Genomic DNA, 18,225 nt, shown 5'->3' on the forward strand with positions numbered 1-18,225 from the left:
CCGGTTCGGGGCGGGCTGTCGGGGCGGGCTACTTCAGGGTCACCGGCAGCGCCTCCACGCCGTACACGATGGACAGCTTCCGGAACGCGAGCTTCTCCTGCGGGACGGCCAGCCGCATCTCCGGGAACCGCCGCACCAGCGCGGGGTAGGCCGCGCGCAGCTCCATCTTGGCCAGCTCGGCGCCGATGCACCGGTGGATGCCATGGCCGAAGGCCAGGTGGGACGGGGTGTGCCGATGCGGATCGAACCGCTCCATGTCCGGGCCGAGCTTCTCCTCGCGGTTCGCCCCGCTCAGCGAGCACAGCACCAGATCGCCGGTGGATATCTTCGTGCCCGCGATCTCCATGTCCTCCTTGGCGAACCTGGGGAAGGCCACCTGGACGACCGTGAGGTAGCGCAGCAGCTCCTCGACGTACCGGTCGATCACCTCGTCGTTGTCGCGGATCTCCGCGAACCGCTCGGGGTCGCGGAGCAGCACCAGCGTGCCGAGCGCCAGCATGCTCGCGGTTGTCTCGAAGCCGCCGGTCAGCACCCCGTCGGCCAGCCCGGCCAGCTCCTGGTCCTCGATCTCGTCGCCGTGCTCCTTGACCAGCATCCCGAGCAGCCCGTCGCCCGGCGACTCACGCTGTTTCTTGACGATGTCGAGCAGATACGACAGCGAGTCGGATATCGCGCCGAACGAGGCGTCGGCCCCGTCGAACAGATCGAATCGCGCCATGCTCAGCTGCTGGAAGTCCGCCCGGTCCTCGTACGGCACGCCGAGCAGCTCGCAGATGACCAGGGAGGGGATGGGGAGGGCGAAGGTCTGCACCAGGTCGACCGGGTCCCCGGCCGCGCCCATCGCGGCCATCTCGTCGAGCCGCTCCTCGACGATGGAGTGGATGCGCGGGGTGAGCCTGCTGAGCCGGCGCATGGTGAACTCCGGCGTCAGCAGGCGGCGCAGTCTCGTATGTGTCGGTGGATCGCTGAAGCCGAGGCCTCCTGGATTCTGCTGTGGGGCGATGCCGATGTTCTTCTCCGAGAGATTGGTGAAATCGGAGCTGAATCCGCTCGTCCGGCCCAGGACGGCCTTGGTCTCGTCGTATCCCGTGACAAGCCATCCTTTCATCCCGAAAGGCAATGGAAGCTTACTTATCGGCTCTTTTGCGCGAGTGCGGGACAATTCGGCCACGGGGTCCAGGCCGTCCCGTCGCAACGGGGTCAGCGTCGTATCCGACAGAAACGACAACTTGGACAGGTCGAAGCCGTTCTTCTGGATCCTGGAAAAGTACTTGCGGCCGAGCCAGGCGACGATGTTTGAGCGGAGATTCGACATGGGCGCAATACTGCCCTGCTTCGGTCGGGTGTCCGTAATGCGTCTGGTGGCGCGCCTCGGTGTGATGCGCCACACGGCGCGCGCCGGCGCGCGGCCCGAGGAGCGGCCGGGGTGGCGCGCCCCGAAAAAACGGGAGAAACTCTGACCAAGGCAGTGCTATCGGGCATCATGTGCGGACGGTGACGGCTGCGCGCACGCGGGAGCCAATCGCCTCCGCGCGCGGAGGCGGAACGGCAACCGCCGCGCGCACGCGGAGGCGGAGTGAGGTGAGCAGGCCGTGGAGAGGCGGGAGAGATTCCGCGCGGTCCAAGGCGCGCCGTGCTGGGTCAGCCTCATGGCGGCCGACCTGGACCGGGCGCAGAGCTTCTACGGTGACCTCTTCGGCTGGACCTTCCGTCCCAGCCGCCACGGCCAGGGCCGCTACACCATCGCGTTCACGCCGGACGGCGCCCCCACCGTCGGCATGGGCATCCCGGCCGCGACCGGCGGCACCCGCCCCGTCACCTGGACCACCTACTTCGCGGCCGACAGCGCCGACGAGGTGGCCTGGCGCGCACGCGAGCGCGGCGGCACGGTCGCGGTCGGGCCACTGGAGTTCGGCAGCGGCCGGGTGGCCTGGGCGGCCGACCCTGACGGCGCCGTCTTCGGCATCTGGGAAGGCGAGCTCACCTCCGCCTGGTGGGGCGAGCGCCGCCCGGGCGCCCCGGTCTGGCTCGAGCTGCGCACCCGCGACGCCTTCGAGGCCGCGCTCTTCTACGGCCACGTCTTCAGCTGGGACGCCCAGGGCCAGGACCGCTGCGACGTCCGCTTCGAGCACGACCGGGTCGTCCTCCACATCGACGGCAAGGCCGTCGCCGGCCTGCTCGGCGGCGCCCTCGAAGCCGCCCCCGACCCCAACGTCCGCCCCCGCTGGCACATCTACTTCTGCGTCGAGGACGTCGACCGCGTGGCCAGCCACGCCGCCACCCTCGGCGGCGGCATCATCTCCGCCCCCTCCGACACCCCCTACGGCCGCATCGCGGCCCTCCGCGACCCCGAAGGCGGACTCTTCAGCATCGCGGCGACGACGGGCGCGGTGCGGTCCTCCGAACCCGCACCCCGCCGCTCCCACAACTGACCGCCCTATGGGAGGCGCTGAGGACCCTGTACGCCGCCTTCGCCAACTCCCCTCCACCAAACCGGTGGTGGCCGCGTCAGTAGTCGAGCAGACCCGGGTACGGGCAAGGCTCCAGCGGGCCCTCCGGGCGGTCCACCCAGTGCCACCAGACCTGCCGATCGGCGCAGCCCCAGACCATGCGGCAGGTCAGCTCGCCGTCGTCCTCATCACGGTGGTCGCCAGGCCGGTGAAGTTCCCGCTCCAGCAGCCGGCCGACCGAGTCGTCGTCGAGCGGAGACCTGATCCGGTGCTCGGCATGGGTGATCCGGGACATCTCTTCACGGTTCACCGGCACGGCCCGTCAACCGACGGAGTTCGCACGCACCTCGTTTTCGCTCACGTGCGGACAACGCAGAGGGCCACCTACCGAAACCGGTAGGTGGCCCTCTGACCTGTGTCGGGGTGGCGGGATTTGAACCCACGACCTCTTCGTCCCGAACGAAGCGCGCTGCCAAGCTGCGCTACACCCCGAAGCAACGAGCTCTACTTTAGCGGACCCGTGGCCAGAGACGAAATCCGGTTTTCGGGGCCTCGCAGGTCGGGGCGGGGTGGGCCGGCCGTCGGGCGCCGGTCGGCCCACCCCGGGGGGTCAGGCGTTGGGCGGGGTGAGGGTGAGGAGGGTGGCCTCGGGCGGGCAGGCGAAGCGGACCGGGGTGTAGCGGTTGGTGCCGCAGCCGGCGGAGACGTGGAGGTAGGAGGTGTGGCCGGAGGCGTGGTGGGTGGAGAGGCCCTTGACGCGGCGGGCGTCCAGGTCGCAGTTGGTGACGAGGGCGCCGTAGAAGGGGATGCACAGCTGGCCGCCGTGGGTGTGACCGGCGAGGATCAGCGGGTAGCGGTCCGCGGTGAAGGCGTCGAGGACGCGCAGGTAGGGGGCGTGGACGACGGCCAGGGAGAGGTCGGCGTCGGATTCGGGGCCGCCGGCCACCTCGCCGTAGCGGTCGCGCTTGATGTGCGGGTCGTCGAGGCCGGTCAGGGCGATCTCCACGCCGTCCAGCTTGAGCCGGCCGCGGGTGTTCGACAGGCCGACCCAGCCGGCCGCGTCGAAGGCGTCGCGCAGGTCTTTCCAGGGGTTGTGGACCGCGCCGACGACGGGGGGATTGCCGTTCAGGCCGTGCTTGCCGCTGGCCTTCTCCTTCAGGTACCGGGCGGGGTTGCGCGGCGTGGGGCCGTAGTAGTCGTTCGAGCCGAAGACATACGCGCCGGGGAACTCCATGAGCGGGCCGAGCGCGTCCAGCGTCTCGGGGACGCCCTCGGGGTCGGAGAGGTTGTCGCCCGTGTTGATGACGAAATCGGGGCGGAGCCCGGCCAGGGCCTGGAGCCAGCGCTGCTTCTTGCGCTGGCCGCTGACCATGTGGATGTCGGAGACCTGGAGGACGCGCAGGGGCCGCATGCCGCGCGGCAGTACGGGGACGGTCACCCGTCGGAGGCGGAAGGACCGGACTTCGAAGCCGGCGGCGTAGATGAGGCCGGCGGCGCCGACCGCCGTGATTCCCAGGGGTACTCCGTATCGCGCGCGCATGGTCACCATGGTCGCAGACCGTGGACGGGCGAGAAATCTTCGGGTGATTCCCGGCCAGGGCTGGCAGACTCGACGCCATGACCACCACGCTCAAGTCCAGGCTGCACGACGATCTCACCGCGGCGATCAAGGCGCGCGACGAGCTGCGCTCCTCCACGCTCCGGCTGACCCTCACCGCGATCCAGAAGGAAGAGGTCGCGGGCGAGACCGCCCGGCAGCTGTCCGACGCCGAGGTGGAGAAGATCATCACGCGCGAGGCCAAGAAGCGCCGCGAGGCGGCCGAGGCGTTCGCGCAGGGCGGCCGGGTGGAGCAGGCCGAGCGGGAGCGGGCCGAGGGCGAGGTGCTCGCCGAGTATCTGCCCAAGCAGCTCTCGGACGAGGAGCTGGCCGCGCTGGTGGCGGAGGCCGTGCAGGAGGCCGTGGCCGGCGGGGCGCAGGGGCCGCGCGCGATGGGCGCGGTGATGAAGATCGTGAACCCGAAGGTGGCGGGCCGGGCCGAGGGCGGCCGGGTCGCCGCCGCGGTCAAGAAGCGGCTCGCCGAGGGCTGACCCGCCGCAGGGGGCGAGAGAAGCTACGGCAAAGCGGGCCCGGACGATGTCCGGGCCCGCTTTACTGCCGCTTGCTCGTCCGGCCTCCGCTACGGGAAGTTCCAGCCGCCGTTGTTGTTCCCGTTGCCGCCGTTTCCGTTGCCGCCCCGGCTGCCGCCGGACCAGCCGTCGCCTCCGCCGATCAGGTCCGGCGGGATGGTGACGTCCGGCCACGGCTTGTCCTGGCCGCCGTTGTTCCCGCCGTTGTCGCGGCCCGGCTTGTCGCCGTTGTTGTCGCGGTCGCGCTTCCGGTCGCTCGGGTCCTTGATCGGCACGGTGACGAACTGCTCCACCGTCTTGCCCACCAGGGCGCCGTTCATGGCGTCCTTCCAGATGGGGCCGGGGGTGTCGCCGCCGTAGACCTTGTCGTGGAGGATGCCGCCGATCCGGATGTTCTCCATCTTGACGCCCTTGGAGCCGGAGCCGCCGACCCAGACCGCGCCGGCGAGGTTCGGGGTGTAGCCGACGAACCAGGCGGCCTTGCGCTCGTCCGTCGTACCCGTCTTACCGGCGCTCGGCCGGTTGTCCAAGCCCGCCTTCTTGCCGGTGCCGTCCTCGACGACGCCGCGCAGCAGGGTGTTCATGGTGTCGGCGGTCTTCTGCGACATGGCGCGCGTGCAGGAGGACTTGGGGACCTCGAGGTCCTTGCCGCCCGGGCCGGTGATCGACTCGATGAAGACCGGCGTGCAGTAGACGCCGCGGTTGGCGAAGGTCGCGTACGCGTTGGCCATCGTCAGCGGCGAGAAGCCGTCGGTGCCGAGCGTGATGGCGGGCACCTGGTTGAGCTTCTCGCCGTCGGCGCGCTTCACACCCATTTTCTCGGCCATCTCGCTGACCGGGCAGACGCCTATGTCGCTGATCATCTGCACGAAGTAGGTGTTGATCGACTTGGCGAGCGCCTCCTGCATGCCATACGGGCCCTTTTCGCTGACGTCCTCGTTCTCGACGGTCGCGCCCTCGCTGTTGGACCAGGTGCCGTTGCACGTGGAGACCGGGCTCGGGTAGTCCATCTTGTACGGGGACGAGTAGCGCTGGTACGGCTTCTTGCTCTGCTCGAGGGCGGCCGCCGCGGTGATCGGCTTGAACGTCGAACCGACCTGGAAGCCGTAGTTCGAGCCGCCCATGGCCTTGTCAGCGGACAGGTTGATCGTCAGGTCGTTGGGCCCGAAGCCGTACGGCCTGGACTGGCCCATGGCGACCACCTTGCCGGTGCCGGGCTGGACGAGCGTGACGGCGGTGGCGACCGGGTCGTCCTCGTAGACGTGGGTCTTGATCGAGCTCTGGACCGACTTCTGGGCCTGCGGGTCCAGCGTCGTACGGATCGTCATACCGCCGCGGTCCCAGCGCTGGGAGCGCGCCTCGCGCGTCTTGCCGAAGACCGGGTCGTTGAGGAAGACCTCGCGGACGTAGTCACAGAAGAACCCGGCGCCGTCGACGGCCGTTATGCAGCCGTTCTTGGGCGAGCTGACCTTGAGGCCGAGGGGCTTCTTCTTCGCCGCGTCGGCCTGGGCGTGGGTGATGTCCTTCACCTCGGCCATGCGCTGGAGCACGGTGTCGCGGCGGGCCTTGGCCACCTCCGCGTTGTTGACCGGGTCGTAGCGGCTGGGCGACTGGACGAGGCCGGCCAGCAGCGCCGCCTCCTCCAGCTTCAGGTCCTTGGCGTGCTTGCTGAAGTAGCGCTGGGAGGCGGCCTCGATGCCGTAGGCCTGCTGCCCGAAGAACGTGATGTTCAGGTAGTTCTGGAGGATCCGCTTCTTGCCCAGCTCCTTCTCCACCTGTATCGCGTACTTCAGCTCCTTGATCTTGCGCCCTATCGACTGCTTCTGGGCCTCGGCGACCCGCTCCGCGTCGTTGCCCGCCTCCTCCACGAAGACGTTCTTCACATACTGCTGGGTCAGCGTGGAGGCGCCCTGGGAGACGCCGCCTTCCTGGGCGTTCTTGTTGAGCGCGCGCAGCACGCCCTTGAGGTCGACCGCCCCGTGCTCGTAGAAGCGCGCGTCCTCGATCGCGACGATCGCCTTCCGCATGTACGGGGAGATGTCCTTGAGCTCCACGATGGTGCGGTCGCGGGAGTAGACCTTCGCGATCTCGCCGCCCTTGGCGTCCAGGATGGTGGTCCGCTCGCTGAGCGGCGGCGTTTTGAGATTGGCCGGAATCTCGTCGAATCCCTCGACCGTTCCCTTGGCCGCGAGCCCGAGCGCGCCGACGGCGGGCAGCGCGAGCCCGGCCAGCACCGCTCCCGCGAGCACGCTGACACCGAGAAACTTCGCGGCCTGCTGAGCGGAGGACAGCCCTCCGCCCGAACGCTTGTTACCCATGGGGGCAGCCTACGTGTCGAATCGCCGGACAGGGGACCACCAGTTCGCATACGCTGTTTCACGCCAGTCACCCAGGTGCGGTCGAGCACCATCCTCCTCATCACTCGAGTGAGTGATGAGCCCTGTCCCATTTGTGATCTTGTGCCCCGTCATGCCCCTTCTGGCGTGGGTGAACTGCCCCCATTCGTACGGGAAGTCGCGGATGTCGTCAGCTCACTCCGTTGGGTGATCTGCCGCGTACCCATAGTCCGTTCGGGCCATCCAAGATTGGGCCCGCTGGGGGTGTTGCACCCTGTCCGCCTTCCGTAACGTCCTCAACTGGCGACGGTGAATATGCCGTTTGTCGCCGTGGGGGAGCTCCGAATCGGGAGAGGACGGCGCCAGCATGGGCTGGGTAACCGACTGGAGTGCGCAGGCCGCCTGTCGCACGACTGATCCAGATGAACTGTTTGTCCAAGGCGCGGCACAGAACAGGGCCAAAGCGGTCTGCACCGGATGCCCGGTGCGCACCGAGTGCCTTGCCGACGCGCTGGACAACCGCGTCGAGTTCGGCGTGTGGGGTGGAATGACCGAGCGTGAGCGGAGGGCGCTGCTGCGCCGCCGTCCCACGGTCACCTCCTGGCGCCGGCTGCTGGAGACCGCACGCCTCGAGTACGAGCGCGGTGCGGGGATCCTGCCGCTCGACGACGAGGAGTACGAGCGCTTCGCCGCCGTCGGTTAGCCGTCGGCCAGGAGTTCTCGTGGGGCCCGAGCGCCTGAGCGTCTGAGCGCGGGTGTGGGGTGCTGTGGCGCTCTCGCGCGCCCTGTGCCGTTCCCGCGCCGTGGTGCGCCGCCCCGCGCTGTCGCGCGCCCGCGTCCGGCTGTGTCGGCTCGCCCGGTCGGTCGGCCTTGCCCGTCAGCCCGCCGCGTGCCCCGGCTCCCGCTCCGTCTGGTCCGCGAGGCGCTCGCCGATCGCCCGCAGCCCCGCGAGGTCGTGTACATCGCCGGGGAGCGCGGCCACCTCCGCCACGGGAACCTCGGGGTGCAGTGCCGTGAAGCGGTGGTGTGTGCGCTGCTCGCGGGCGAGCACCTGCATACGCTCCGCGTGCAACCGGAGCAGCCCCACGGCGAGCCGCTCTGCCGACGTGGGGGAGCCGTCGGGGTCAGATGCCGAGGAGTCGTCCGCCGCTGAGGCGTTCTGCCCTTGAGCATTCCCTGAACCGGGGTCGACAATGCCGCCCTTGCCAAGATTTTCTGGGCTGTTGATGGTGACGGCCATGGCTTCGGGGTCGTCCGCCGGGTCGGCCGGGTCGGCAGGGTCTGCCGGGACGGTCGCGTACGCCACGTCCACCGGGTCGGCCTCGTCCGTCTGCTCCGCCGAGTTCGCCGGGGCCGGTGTGCCCGGCGTGCCCAGTGTCTCGGCCAGGCCCAGGCCCAGGGCCAGCGTCTCCGCGGCCGCCAGCGCCCGCTCCGCCGAGAGCTGCACGGCGCCGCTCCCGTGCACCCTGTTCAGTACCAGCCCCGCCAGCGGCATCTTGTCCGCGGCCAGCCGCTCCACGAAGTACGCCGCCTCGCGCAGTGCGTCCCGCTCCGGGGCCGCCACCACCAGGAAGGCCGTGCCCGGGGCCTGTAGCAGCCGGTAGGTGGCCTCCGCGCGGGTGCGGAAGCCGCCGAACATGGTGTCCATGGCCGCGGCGAAGGTCTGCACATCGCGCATCAGCTGCCCGCCCAGCACCTTGCTGACCGTGCCCGTCATCATCGACACGCCCACGTTCAGGAACTTCATCCCGGCCCTGCCGCCGACCTTCGCCGGGGCCATCAGGATCTTGATGAACTTTCCGTCCAGGAAGGAGCCGAGGCGCTTCGGGGCGTCCAGGAAGTCCAGCGCCGACCGGCTCGGCGGCGTGTCGACGATGATCAGGTCCCACTCGTCGCGGGCCCGCAGCTGGCCGAGCTTCTCCATGGCCATGTATTCCTGCGTGCCCGCGAAACCGGCCGAAAGTGATTGGTAGAAGGGGTTCGCGAGGATCGCGCGGGCGCGCTCGGGTTCGGCGTGCGCCTCGACGAACTCGTCGAAGGTCCGCTTCATGTCGAGCATCATGGCGTGCAGCTCGCCGCCCGCCGCGCCGTCGATGCCCTCGACCCGGCGCGGCACGTTGTCCAGCGCGTCGATGCCCATCGACTGTGCGAGCCGGCGGGCCGGGTCGATGGTGAGGACGACGGCCTTGCGGCCCTGTTCCGCGGCCCGTACGCCGAGGGCGGCGGCCGTCGTGGTCTTGCCGACGCCGCCGGAGCCGCAGCACACCACGATGCGGGTCTCGGGGTCGGCCAGCAGCGCGTCGGTGTCCAGCCGCGGTGCCATGTCCATGCTTATGCCGCCTCCTGCGTACGGCTCGTACCGCTCACTTTTGCGGCCCGTGCAGTTTGTGCAGTCCCTGCTCTTCGTGCAGCTCGTACTGTTCGTGCTGATTGTGCCGCCTGTGTCCGCCGCGGCACCCGCACGGCCCGTTCGACAGCCGTACGGGTCGCCGTACGGGTCGCCGTGCGGGTCACATCGGCCACTGCTTGCGCAGATCCGCCGCGAGCCGGTACAGGCCGGCCAGGTCGATGCCGTCGGTGAGCAGCTCCAGCTCGTACATGGGCAGCCCGAGGTCCGTCAGCTCAGCCCGCTGCGTCCGCTCCAGGGCGACCCGCTCCGCGTGCTCGCGGGCCTGCGCCAGCAGCGGATCGACCAGGCGCTCGGCGAGCCCGCCGCGCCGCGCCCCGCCCAGCCCCGCCTGGGACAGGGCCTTGGCGACGGCGGCGCGCTGACCGTTGGCGGCGGTGTCGACGGCCGCGTGGTCGAGGACCGCGGGCCGCACCATGTTGATGATGACCCCGCCGGTCGGCAGCCCGTCGGTACGCAGCTCCCCGATGCCGTCCGCGGTCTCCTGGACCGGCATCTCCTCCAGCAGCGTGACCATGTGGACCGCCGTCTCGGGGGACTTCAGGACGCGCATCACGGCCTGCGCCTGATTGTGTATGGGGCCGGTCCTGGCGAGCCCCGCCACCTCGTGGTTGACGTTCAGGAAGCGGGTGATCCGGCCGGTCGGCGGCGCGTCCATGACGACGGAGTCGTAGACGAAGCGGCCGTCCTTGCGCTTGCGGCGCACCGCCTCGCACGCCTTGCCGGTCAGCAGCACGTCGCGCAGCCCGGGGGCGATGGTGGTCGCGAAGTCGATCGCGCCGAGCTTCTTCAGCGCCCGGCCGGCGGAACCCATCTTGTAGAACATGTGGAGGTAGTCGAGGAGCGCGAACTCGGGGTCGATGGCGAGCGCGTGCACCTCGCCACCGCCCGGCGCGCGGGCGATCTTCCGCTCCTCGTAGGGCAGCGCCTCGGTCTCGAAGAGCTGCGCGATGCCCTGGCGGCCTTCGACCTCGACCAACAGGGTTCGCCTGCCGTCGGTCGCGAGGGCCAGCGCGAGTGCCGCGGCGACCGTGGTCTTGCCGGTTCCGCCCTTGCCACTGACGACATGGAGCCTGCTCACAGTGGGGAGCCTAACCAGTCGTCGTCCGGGCTACGCACCAGGCCCCGGCAGACAGGCACTACAGTCGGCCTATGACCAAGTGGGAATACGCGACCGTACCGCTGCTCGTACACGCCACCAAGCAGATTCTGGACACCTGGGGCGAGGACGGCTGGGAGCTCGTCCAGGTCGTGCCCGGGCCGAACAACCCCGAGCAGCTGGTGGCCTACCTCAAGCGGGAGAAGGCCGCATGAGCGCGGTCGAGGACAAGCTCGCCGGGCTGGGCCTGACCCTGCCGGAGGTCGTGGCGCCCCTGGCCGCGTACGTGCCCTCGGTCCGCTCCGGCTCGTACGTCTACACCTCGGGCCAGCTGCCCATGGTCGACGGCAAGCTCGGCGTGACCGGCAAGGTCGGCGCCGAGGTGACGCCGGAGGAGGCCAAGGAGCTGGCGCGCGTCTGCGCGCTGAACGCCCTGGCCGCGGTCAAGTCGGCCATTGGTGACCTGGACAAGGTCGTGCGGGTCGTGAAGGTCGTGGGCTTCGTGGCCTCGGCGCCGGACTTCACCGGGCAGCCGGGCGTGATCAACGGCGCGAGCGAGCTGCTCGGCGAGGCGCTGGGCGAGGCGGGGGTGCACGCCCGCAGCGCCGTGGGCGTGGCGGTGCTGCCGCTGGACGCGCCGGTCGAGGTCGAGATCCAGGTCGAGGTCGCGGACTAGGTCCGACCAGGTCAGGTCAGGACAGGGCCACGGGACCGCAGGGTCCAGGGCCCTGCCCGACTCGCCTTCGTGGGCGGGATTCCTGGGCGCGCTTCGTTGGCGCGCTCCGTCGGGCTCAGCCGGCCGTTGGGCTCAGCCAGTCGTTGGGGCGAGCGCCACGAAGTCCGCGCCGGACGGGTCGAGGCAGACGGCCAGCCGCCCCACGTCCGGCATGTCCACCGGGCCCATCTGCACGCTGCCGCCGCCCTCGGTGACCTTGGCGACCGTGGCGTCGCAGTCGGCGACCGCGAACACCGGGTGCCAGTACGGCCGGCCGCCGGCCAGCGCCAGGTGATCCGCGGACAGCCCCATGATGCCGCCCTGCGCGCGGTCAGGGTTCAGGCCGGCCGGGGTGACCAGCGTGTACGTCCCCCCGTCGCCCGGCAGCGGGGTGTCCTGGGTCTGCCAGCCGAAGAGGGAGCCGTAGAACTCCTTCGCGGCGGCCGCGTCCGTCGTGTACAGCTCGGTCCAGCACAGGGAGCCCGGCGCGTCCGCCACCTCCAGGCCGCGTACCGTCGCCGGCTGCCAGACGGCGAACTGGCCGCCCTGCGGGTCCGTGAGCTGCGCCATCCGGCCCTCGCCGTCCGCATCGAGCGGAGCGACCCTTATCGAGCCGCCGGACCGCTCCACCGCCGCTGCCGTGGCCTCGGCGTCGGGCGTCAGGAAGTAGATCATCCAGGCCGAGCGGGCCCCCGCCTGGGTGAGCGGGCCCAGGCCGCCGACGCTCTTCCCGCCCAGCCGGAAGACGGCGTATCCGTCCGCCTCCGGCTCCGGTGGTTCGAGCTGCCAGCCGAAGACCGAGCCGTAGAAGCGGGCCGCGGCGGCGACATCGGGCGCCCCGAGATCGATCCAGCACGGCGAGCCGGGCACAAAGTCTGTGGTGATCATGGCGCCTCCCTTCTCGACCGGTGCATCCAGGGTGACACCCGCCACTGACATTCGCTCTCCGACGCCTGTGGCGGGGACAACCGGACAATCCCGGACTGTCCGGGACGCCGGGAGCTGTTGCCGGACGGCACGGCGCCGAAAAGGCTCCTTCATGGGCCGCCGCGAGGCCCGTTCTGAGACGAGGGGGACCGATCCCGCATGAACATGCCCATAGACATGCCCTGGCCAACTCGCGTTCGGATTAGGCTGCTTGGACAGCCCGAGCGCATAGGAGCGGTCATGGAGACGGGGCCTGACCCGAAGGCGGCGCGTACCGCAGCCGAGTTCGTTGTCGCGATGCGGCAGCTGCGCAGTTGGTCCGACCTGAGCTATCGCCAGCTGGAACGGAAGGCGGAGGCGGCCGGGGACGTGCTGCCGCGCGCGACCATCTCGGGGGCGCTCAGCCGGGACGACCTGCCCAGGGAGCAGCTTCTCGCCGCGTTCGTACGGGCGTGCGGCGGGGACGAGGAGACCGTGGCCTCCTGGCTGACGGCCCGTCGGCGGCTGTCCATAGCCACGTCGGGGTCCGAGTCTCCCGCCGCGTCAGAAGCCATGTCAGGAGCCGCATCAGGAGCCGTGTCAGGGGCCGCTCCCGCCGCGGGGCCTGCCGCAGCCTCCGTAGCCGCGTCCGAGGCGGCCCCGGAGCCCGATGCCGATGCCGCTGTCGGCGCCGCCGGGCCCCGGGCCTCCGAAGCCGCCACACCGGCCGTCACACCGCTCCATGGCCCACCGTCGGCCGACCCGGCCGAGCGGAGGCATGAGATCAGCCGTCCGGCCGAAGGGGCCGAGGTGCTCGCCTCCGGCAAGGAGCCCGGGTCGGCACCCGCGGAGCCCACATCCGGCTTGGCGTGGCGAAGACGGTATCTGCCCACGCTCGCGGTCGGGCTGTCCGCCGCCGTCGGGGTGCTACTGCTGGCCTACGGGCCGTTCTCGGGCTCCGACGGCTCCGGCCCCGACGCCCGGTCCGGGGCCGGAGCCGGCCCGTCCACGGACGCCGCCTCGCCTTCGAAGAGCTCCGACACCTCGGACACCTCCGACACCGCCGACACCTCGAAGACGCCGGGCACCAAGGAGCCCATCGCCGACGACGACACCGCGCCCGCGTCCCCGACCCGCGACGCCTCCTCGTCGAAGCCCGGCCCGACGGCCACGGCCACCGGCTCCAAGCCCCGCCTGCCCGCCGCGGGCCCGACACGGATCCATCCCGTCTCGGCGTCCGACCTCTGCATCAGCGAGGGCCGGGAACGCGGCAACCCCCAGAGTGATGAGATCGCCGCCCAGATGCCATGCGCCGACGTCCCGCTGCCCCGCGTGTCGCTGGACGCGGTCGGCGACGGCGTCTACCGCATCCAGTGGGACCATCCCGACCCAAATAAAGGCCTCGGCTGCCTGACCGTCAACGGGGGCGCGAAGGACCAGGGCGCCCTGCTCTACCCGGACAGGTGCTCAGACGCGGACAACAGGAAGTTCCGGCTGGAGCCGTCCCACGGCGGATTCCGGCTGCGCCCCGTCCACAGCGGGCTGTGCGTCGGGATCCAGTCGCCCCGTACGGAGGGCGCCGAGGCGATTCAGACCGCCTGTACCGGCGCGGCGGACCAGGCATTCCGTTTCACCGCGCCCTGAGGCGGCGCGTCACCCCCCGGGCCCCTCGAACATCAGCGCGCCAGCGCATAGCATCCGGCCATGTCCACTACGAATGGTCAGTGGTATCCGCCCGACTGGCCGGAGCGCATCCGGCGGCTGGCAAACGGCGAACTCACCCCGGTGCCCCCGCGCCGGGCGGCCACCGTGCTGCTGCTGCGCGACGGGGCGGAGGGCCCCGCCGTGCACATGCTGCGCCGACGGACGTCCATGGCCTTCGCCGCCGGGGCCTACGCCTATCCGGGCGGCTCGGTGGACCCGCGTGACGAGCGCGAGGTGGCCTGGGCCGGGCCTTCGCGCCGGGAGTGGGCGCTGCGGCTGGGCCTCGCGGAGGGCGACGGGACGGCGGCCCAGGCCATCGTGTGCGCGGCGGTCCGGGAGACCTTCGAGGAGGCGGGCGTGCTGCTCGCGGGCCCGACGCCGGACACCGTTGTCGCGGACACGACCGGCAAGGAGTGGGACGCGGACCGCGCGGCGCTGGTCGACCGGGAGCTGTCCTTCGCCGAATTCCTGGACCGCCGCGGGCTCGTGCTCCGTTCGGACCTGCTCGGGGGCTGGGCGCGCTGGATCACCCCGGAGTTTGAGCCGCGCCGCTACGACACCTGGTTCTTCGTGGCCGCCCTGCCGAGCGGTCAGCGCACCCGCAACGTCTCGACGGAGGCGGACCACACGGTCTGGATCCCGCCCGCCGAGGCGGCCGCGGGGTACGACCGGGGCGAGCTGCTGATGATGCCGCCGACCATCGCGACCCTGCGCGACCTGGAGCCGTACGGCACGGTCACGGACGTGCTGGCGGCGGCCCCGGGCAGGGATCTCACGCCCGTACTGGCGCAGGCGCGGCTGGAGGGCGGCCAGGTCGTGCTGAGCTGGCCGGGCCATGACGAGTTCACCAAGCACATCCCCACGGGCCCCACGGGAGGAGCGACCGGATGACGTACGCAGCGGCCCTGCCCGGCCAGCCGCGAGGCGGCGGGATCGGCGGCCGGGCCACCGAGCGGGCGCTGTGCGTCCTCGCGCCGAACCCGTCCCCCATGACGCTCGACGGCACCAACACCTGGCTCGTCTCCGAGCCGGACTCCGACCTGGCCGTCGTCATCGACCCCGGCCCGCTCGACGACGCGCACCTCAAAGAGGTCGTCGCCACGGCGGAGCGGGCGGGCAAGCGGATCGCCCTGACGCTGCTCACCCACGGCCACCCCGACCACGCCGAGGGCGCGGCGCGCTTCGCCGAGCTGACGCGTACGCGCGTACGGGCCCTGGACCCGGCGCTGCGGCTGGGGGATGAGGGGCTGGGCGCGGGCGACGTCATAACCACCGGCGGGCTGGAGCTGCGGGTGGTGCCCACGCCCGGCCACACGGCCGACTCGCTGTCCTTCCACCTCCCGGCCGACGCCGCGGTCCTCACCGGCGACACGGTGCTGGGGCGCGGCACGACGGTGGTGGCGCATCCGGACGGTCGGCTCGGCGACTATCTGGACTCGCTGCGGCGGCTGCGCTCGCTGACGGTGGACGACGGGGTGAGCACCGTGCTGCCGGGGCACGGGCCGGTGCTGAACGACGCGCGCGGCGCGGTGGAGTACTACCTCGCGCACCGGGCCAACCGGCTGGCGCAGGTGGAGACGGCCGTGGAGAGCGGCTACCGCACGCCCGCGGAGGTCGTGGCGCATGTGTACGTGGACGTGGACCGGTCTCTGTGGCCGGCGGCCGAGCTGTCGGTCCGTGCCCAGCTGGACTACCTGGGCGAGCACGGGCTGATCTGACGCCGGGTGCCGGGGTGACAGGGGTGCCGGGTTGCCAGGGCCCTGAGGTCCCGCACGCGGACGTACGAGGAGGGCCCTCGCGAGGGCCCTCCTCATATACGGCGTACGACGTACGGCGTGTGCCTCAGCGGGACCGCTTGGCCAGCCGCTCGACGTCCAGCAGGATCACCGCGCGCGCCTCGAGCCGGAGCCATCCGCGGCCCGCGAAGTCGGCGAGCGCCTTGTTGACCGTCTCGCGGGAGGCGCCGACCAGCTGGGCCAGCTCCTCCTGGGTGAGGTCGTGGACGACGTGGATGCCTTCCTCCGACTGCACACCGAAGCGGCGTGAGAGGTCCAGCAGGGCGCGGGCCACGCGTCCGGGGACATCGGAGAAGACCAGGTCGGACATCTGGTCGTTGGTCTTGCGCAGGCGCCGGGCGACCGCGCGCAGCAGCGCCGTGGCGACCTCGGGCCGGGCGTTCAGCCACGGCTGGAGGTCGCCGTGGCCCAGGCCGAGCAGCTTGACCTCGGTGAGGGCGGTGGCGGTGGCGGTACGCGGGCCGGGGTCGAAGAGCGACAGCTCGCCGATCAGCTCGCCGGGGCCGAGCACGGCCAGCATGTTCTCGCGGCCGTCGGGAGAGGTGCGGTGGAGCTTCACCTTGCCCTCGGTGACCACGTACAGGCGGTCGCCGGGGTCCCCTTCGTGGAAGAGGGCGTCACCGCGCGCGAGGGTGACCTCTCCCATGGAGGCGCGCAGCTCAGCGGCCTGCTCGTCATCGAGCGCCGCGAAAAGCGGGGCGCGCCGCAGAACGTCGTCCACGAGACTCTCCTTGTCGACATGCACAGGGGACCGACGTCCCCATGATGCCGGACGGTAAAACAGTGCGATCAATCACAAGTTTGACGCACCTGCCTGCGGCACTGTACGGCAGGGGTCCGATTGAGCGGCTCTTTCGGGTGGTCGGAGCGTATGTCAGTGCCGGGGCTTAGGCTGGCTGGGTGTCCAATAGGCCGGTGACAGCACGGGGCAAGGGGGCCGGACGGGTGAGCGCACCTCGTAATTCCGCTGTGGGCGAACAAGGGTCCGCCGAGGCGACGGAAACGGCAAATCCGCACAAAACAATCAAGCGGACAAAAGCAGCCAATGCCGCGGGTGCCGCTGCCACCGCTGCCCCCAGACCGCGTGAAGCCTCCGGCGCTCGTCCCGAATCCCGGCTCGCGCTCGTCCGCCGGGCCCGCCGGATCAACCGAGAGCTCGCCGAGCTGTATCCGTACGCACACCCCGAGCTGGACTTCGAGAACCCGTTCCAGCTGCTGGTCGCCACGGTCCTGTCCGCTCAGACCACCGACCTGCGGGTCAACCAGACCACTCCCGCCCTGTTCGCCGCCTACCCGACGCCCGAGGACATGGCCGCGGCCGACCCCGAGGCGCTGGAGCAGCTGATCCGGCCGACGGGCTTCTTCCGGGCCAAGGCGAAGTCCCTGCTGGGCCTGTCCGCCGCGCTGCGGGACCGCTTCGGCGGCGAGGTGCCGGGCCGCCTGGACGACCTGGTGACGCTGCCGGGCGTGGGGCGAAAAACAGCCAATGTCGTGCTCGGAAACGCCTTCGGGGTGCCCGGCCTGACCGTGGACACCCACTTCGGGCGGCTGGTGCGGCGCTGGAAGTGGACCGCCCAGGAGGATCCGGAGAAGGTCGAGGCGGAGATCGCCGCGCTCTTCCCCAAGAGCGAGTGGACGATGCTCTCGCACCGGATCATCTTCCACGGCCGCCGCGTCTGCCATGCGCGCAAGCCCGCCTGCGGCGCCTGCCCGATCGCCCCGCTGTGCCCGTCGTACGGGGAGGGCGAGACGGATCCCGACAAGGCGAAGAAGTTGCTGAAGTACGAGATGGGCGGCCAGCCCGGGCAGCGGCTGCGGCCGCCGGCCGGCTATCCGGGCCGGGCCGCCGCCCCGCTGGGGGCCACGGCTCCGCCGGACGCCACTGCCCCAGTGGACGCCACTGCCCCAGTGGACGCCACTGCCCCAGTGGACGCCACCGCCCCGGCGGACGCCACCGCCCCGGCGGACGCCACCGCCCCGCTGGGAGCCGCCGAGTGACGAGCACATACGGCGGCGTGGCCGGCGTGACCAGCGACGGCCTGCCCGAGTGGCTGATGCCCGTGGCCCGCGCCGCCGAGACGGTGGAGGCCCGGCAGCTCAGCCGGTTTCTGCCGCCCGCCCGGGGCGGCGGCCGCCCCTCCGCCGTGCTGGTGCTGTTCGGGGAGGGCGACCGCGGGCCCGAGCTGCTGCTCCTGGAGCGGGCCGGCTCGCTGCGCTCGCACGCGGGCCAGGCCTCCTTCCCCGGGGGCGCGCTCGACCCGGAGGACGGCGATCCGAACGGCGCGGGTCCGGTGCGCGCGGCGCTGCGCGAGGCCGAGGAGGAGACGGGCCTGGACCCGGCGGGGGTGCAGGTCTTCTCGGTGCTGCCGCGGCTGTACATCCCGGTCAGCGGCTTTGTGGTGACCCCGGTGCTCGGCTGGTGGCGCGAGCCAAGCCCCATCCGGCCCGTGGACCCCGCCGAGACGGCCCGGGTCTTCACCGTGCCCGTGGCGGATCTCACGGATCCCGCGTATCGGGCCACCACCGTCCACCCCAGCGGCCACACCGGCCCCTCCTTCCAGGTGGAAGGGGCGCTGGTCTGGGGATTTACGGCCGGGGTGATCGACCGGATCTTGCACTTCGCGGGCTGGGAAAGACCTTGGAACCATGACAAGCGCGTCCCGCTCGACTGGCGTGCATGAGACG

General features: G+C 71.3%; 19 protein-coding genes and 1 tRNA gene. 11 read left to right on the forward strand and 9 right to left on the reverse strand.

Annotated features, from left to right (window positions below):
- Positions 1 to 28 precede the first annotated feature (28 nt).
- Positions 29 to 1,315, reverse strand: a complete 1,287-nt coding sequence (locus tag ABTY62_RS25990) for a cytochrome P450 (RefSeq protein ID WP_352131839.1) — start codon at positions 1,313 to 1,315, stop codon at positions 29 to 31.
- Between ABTY62_RS25990 and ABTY62_RS25995 the strand changes: the two genes are divergently transcribed.
- Entirely contained in the window at positions 1,230 to 1,460 is a 231-nt protein-coding gene (locus ABTY62_RS25995; protein WP_311727232.1) for a hypothetical protein, read from the forward strand. The two genes, ABTY62_RS25990 and ABTY62_RS25995, sit on opposite strands and share 86 nt — an antisense overlap.
- A 189-nt stretch (positions 1,461 to 1,649) precedes the next feature.
- Positions 1,650 to 2,432 carry a VOC family protein gene (locus tag ABTY62_RS26000; protein ID WP_352131968.1) on the forward strand — a complete coding sequence of 261 codons (783 nt, stop codon included), beginning with the start codon at positions 1,650 to 1,652 and terminating at the stop codon, positions 2,430 to 2,432.
- Positions 2,433 to 2,508: 76 nt separating this feature from the next.
- Here ABTY62_RS26000 and ABTY62_RS26005 read toward each other — a convergent pair whose 3' ends face one another.
- The 3 genes from ABTY62_RS26005 to ABTY62_RS26015 all read right to left on the reverse strand — a co-directional run bounded on the left by ABTY62_RS26005 (position 2,509) and on the right by ABTY62_RS26015 (position 3,990).
- Positions 2,509 to 2,745, reverse strand: a complete 237-nt coding sequence (locus ABTY62_RS26005; protein ID WP_352131840.1) for a hypothetical protein — start codon at positions 2,743 to 2,745, stop codon at positions 2,509 to 2,511.
- 123 nt (positions 2,746 to 2,868) lie between these two features.
- A tRNA-Pro gene (locus ABTY62_RS26010) sits at positions 2,869 to 2,942 on the reverse strand.
- A 118-nt stretch (positions 2,943 to 3,060) separates the two neighbouring features.
- Entirely contained in the window at positions 3,061 to 3,990 is a 930-nt protein-coding gene (locus ABTY62_RS26015; protein ID WP_352131841.1) for a metallophosphoesterase, read from the reverse strand.
- Between the two features lie 77 nt (positions 3,991 to 4,067).
- Between ABTY62_RS26015 and ABTY62_RS26020 the strand changes: the two genes are divergently transcribed.
- Positions 4,068 to 4,538 carry a GatB/YqeY domain-containing protein gene (locus tag ABTY62_RS26020; RefSeq protein WP_352131842.1) on the forward strand — a complete coding sequence of 157 codons (471 nt, stop codon included), beginning with the start codon at positions 4,068 to 4,070 and terminating at the stop codon, positions 4,536 to 4,538.
- Positions 4,539 to 4,627: 89 nt separating this feature from the next.
- On the opposite strand, the gene ABTY62_RS26025 is transcribed toward ABTY62_RS26020, so the two are convergent.
- Positions 4,628 to 6,895, reverse strand: a complete 2,268-nt coding sequence (locus tag ABTY62_RS26025; RefSeq protein WP_352131843.1) for a transglycosylase domain-containing protein — start codon at positions 6,893 to 6,895, stop codon at positions 4,628 to 4,630.
- 385 nt (positions 6,896 to 7,280) lie between these two features.
- Between ABTY62_RS26025 and ABTY62_RS26030 the strand changes: the two genes are divergently transcribed.
- Entirely contained in the window at positions 7,281 to 7,616 is a 336-nt protein-coding gene (locus ABTY62_RS26030; protein ID WP_043487364.1) for a WhiB family transcriptional regulator, read from the forward strand.
- 174 nt (positions 7,617 to 7,790) lie between these two features.
- Here the strand turns inward: ABTY62_RS26030 and bagB are convergent, their stop codons facing one another.
- Together bagB and bagA are read right to left on the reverse strand one after the other, a co-directional pair.
- Positions 7,791 to 9,242: an ATPase BagB gene (bagB, locus tag ABTY62_RS26035; RefSeq protein WP_352131844.1), complete on the reverse strand. Its 1,452-nt coding sequence runs from the start codon at positions 9,240 to 9,242 to the stop codon at positions 7,791 to 7,793.
- A 181-nt stretch (positions 9,243 to 9,423) separates the two neighbouring features.
- Positions 9,424 to 10,401 carry an ATPase BagA gene (bagA, locus tag ABTY62_RS26040; protein WP_352131845.1) on the reverse strand — a complete coding sequence of 326 codons (978 nt, stop codon included), beginning with the start codon at positions 10,399 to 10,401 and terminating at the stop codon, positions 9,424 to 9,426.
- Positions 10,402 to 10,472: 71 nt separating this feature from the next.
- Here bagA and sp36 point away from each other — a divergent pair, with 71 nt between their 5' ends.
- Both sp36 and ABTY62_RS26050 read left to right on the forward strand, forming a co-directional pair.
- Positions 10,473 to 10,634 carry a Sp36 family protein gene (gene sp36, locus ABTY62_RS26045; protein WP_014178397.1) on the forward strand — a complete coding sequence of 54 codons (162 nt, stop codon included), beginning with the start codon at positions 10,473 to 10,475 and terminating at the stop codon, positions 10,632 to 10,634.
- Positions 10,631 to 11,095, forward strand: coding sequence for a RidA family protein (locus ABTY62_RS26050; RefSeq protein ID WP_311727050.1), 465 nt, complete (start codon positions 10,631 to 10,633; stop codon positions 11,093 to 11,095). The genes sp36 and ABTY62_RS26050 overlap by 4 nt, the downstream gene beginning before the upstream one ends.
- A 132-nt stretch (positions 11,096 to 11,227) precedes the next feature.
- Here ABTY62_RS26050 and ABTY62_RS26055 read toward each other — a convergent pair whose 3' ends face one another.
- Entirely contained in the window at positions 11,228 to 12,022 is a 795-nt protein-coding gene (locus ABTY62_RS26055; protein ID WP_352131846.1) for a VOC family protein, read from the reverse strand.
- Between the two features lie 279 nt (positions 12,023 to 12,301).
- Here ABTY62_RS26055 and ABTY62_RS26060 point away from each other — a divergent pair, with 279 nt between their 5' ends.
- From ABTY62_RS26060 to ABTY62_RS26070, 3 genes are read left to right on the forward strand one after another with little or no spacing between them, the layout of a single operon-like run.
- Positions 12,302 to 13,684, forward strand: a complete 1,383-nt coding sequence (locus ABTY62_RS26060) for an RICIN domain-containing protein (protein WP_352131847.1) — start codon at positions 12,302 to 12,304, stop codon at positions 13,682 to 13,684.
- 60 nt (positions 13,685 to 13,744) lie between these two features.
- Positions 13,745 to 14,635 carry an NUDIX hydrolase gene (locus ABTY62_RS26065; RefSeq protein WP_352131848.1) on the forward strand — a complete coding sequence of 297 codons (891 nt, stop codon included), beginning with the start codon at positions 13,745 to 13,747 and terminating at the stop codon, positions 14,633 to 14,635.
- The gene (locus ABTY62_RS26070; protein ID WP_352131849.1) at positions 14,632 to 15,462 is read left to right on the forward strand and encodes an MBL fold metallo-hydrolase; all 831 of its coding nucleotides are present in this window, start codon (positions 14,632 to 14,634) and stop codon (positions 15,460 to 15,462) included. The genes ABTY62_RS26065 and ABTY62_RS26070 overlap by 4 nt, the downstream gene beginning before the upstream one ends.
- Positions 15,463 to 15,586: 124 nt before the next feature.
- Here the strand turns inward: ABTY62_RS26070 and ABTY62_RS26075 are convergent, their stop codons facing one another.
- The gene (locus ABTY62_RS26075) at positions 15,587 to 16,261 is read right to left on the reverse strand and encodes a Crp/Fnr family transcriptional regulator (RefSeq protein WP_003981529.1); all 675 of its coding nucleotides are present in this window, start codon (positions 16,259 to 16,261) and stop codon (positions 15,587 to 15,589) included.
- A gap of 248 nt (positions 16,262 to 16,509) precedes the next feature.
- Here ABTY62_RS26075 and nth point away from each other — a divergent pair, with 248 nt between their 5' ends.
- Together nth and ABTY62_RS26085 are read left to right on the forward strand one after the other, a co-directional pair.
- Complete coding sequence (nth, locus tag ABTY62_RS26080) at positions 16,510 to 17,538, forward strand: endonuclease III (protein ID WP_352131850.1); 1,029 nt, start codon at positions 16,510 to 16,512, stop codon at positions 17,536 to 17,538.
- Positions 17,535 to 18,221, forward strand: a complete 687-nt coding sequence (locus tag ABTY62_RS26085) for an NUDIX hydrolase (protein ID WP_502997520.1) — start codon at positions 17,535 to 17,537, stop codon at positions 18,219 to 18,221. Before nth ends, ABTY62_RS26085 begins: the two co-directional genes overlap by 4 nt.
- Positions 18,222 to 18,225 lie beyond the last annotated feature (4 nt).

It is taken from the genome of Streptomyces sp. NPDC097640 (assembly GCF_040302705.1).
Classification (GTDB): Bacteria; Actinomycetota; Actinomycetes; order Streptomycetales; family Streptomycetaceae; genus Streptomyces.